Genomic DNA, 929 nt, shown 5'->3' on the forward strand with positions numbered 1-929 from the left:
GCTTCATAACTATCTGCAGCAAAAAAGTGAGCTGGCGCGAACGCAGGAAATTCTGCGCAATATCGAGGCCAAAAATGAAAAAGGAAAATGGCTGGCACATTTTCGCCTGAAAGAGAAAGAGCTGCTGGAGGCGCTGAAAAACGCCCCGCCGGACCCGGTGCTGCCGCCTCCGGCACCGCTGATTAAAGTTCGGGGCGTCATAGAAAAACTGACGCAGCGGCGGGTGGTGCAGCATTTCGACGTTCTGTCCTATCCGGAAGGAAACGCCTACTACACCCGGTATAAAAAGAAGATGGCGGCGTCGGCGGTGGTCTGGGCGGCCAGCGGCTCGGGAGGGACAGCTTCGGCCCTGCTGCAGGACTATGACAGGCCGCTGTGCGGGGCCTGGTATCTGACCGGGCGCATTAGCGGCAGACGTTTTTCGGGCTGGCTGGGATGTCACTGGTGCTATGAAGGCGAGGAGGTGGAACTGCTGGCGGCACCGGTCGGCGAGGAGTATCTGGTGTATGCCATCCACAGGCCGGAGGAGCAGTCAGTGTGCATGACGCCGGGGTGTTACCGGGGAAAGAATCAGGCGCGCCGGGCGGCAGTGCGTATCCCGTTGCGGGTTTGCTATCTGAGCCTGGCCGTTGTCCTCATAACATTGCTGTGTAGCGATGGTATGGCATCATTTTACGATCCTATGTTCTATATATTTATAGCAGGCACAATAGTTTTTCTGCTGGTGATGTGCCTGCTTCCCGCGGCCTGGTCAATTTACAAACATAAGCCGTTACCGGAAGAAACGCTGTCAGAGGAGATATTCACCCTGCTGGGCTGGGAAAACGTGGCGGATATTAACCTGGAAACTCTACATAAACGGCGAAAAAAAGAGTGGAAGCGAACAGAGATCCCGCCAAACCCTCTGCGCAAAGGTACGCCCTTTGATC

Annotated in this window: 1 protein-coding gene; it reads left to right on the forward strand. The window is 55.8% G+C overall.

Annotation, left to right across the window (positions count from 1 at the left end):
- Positions 1–929 (forward strand): putative type VI secretion system effector (locus KQJ19_RS23745; protein ID WP_216404288.1); only part of this gene is annotated, 929 nt, incomplete at both ends.

The sequence above is a fragment of the Citrobacter sp. S46_ASV_140 genome, from assembly GCF_018919545.1.
GTDB classification, from domain to species: Bacteria; Pseudomonadota; Gammaproteobacteria; order Enterobacterales; family Enterobacteriaceae; genus Citrobacter; species Citrobacter braakii.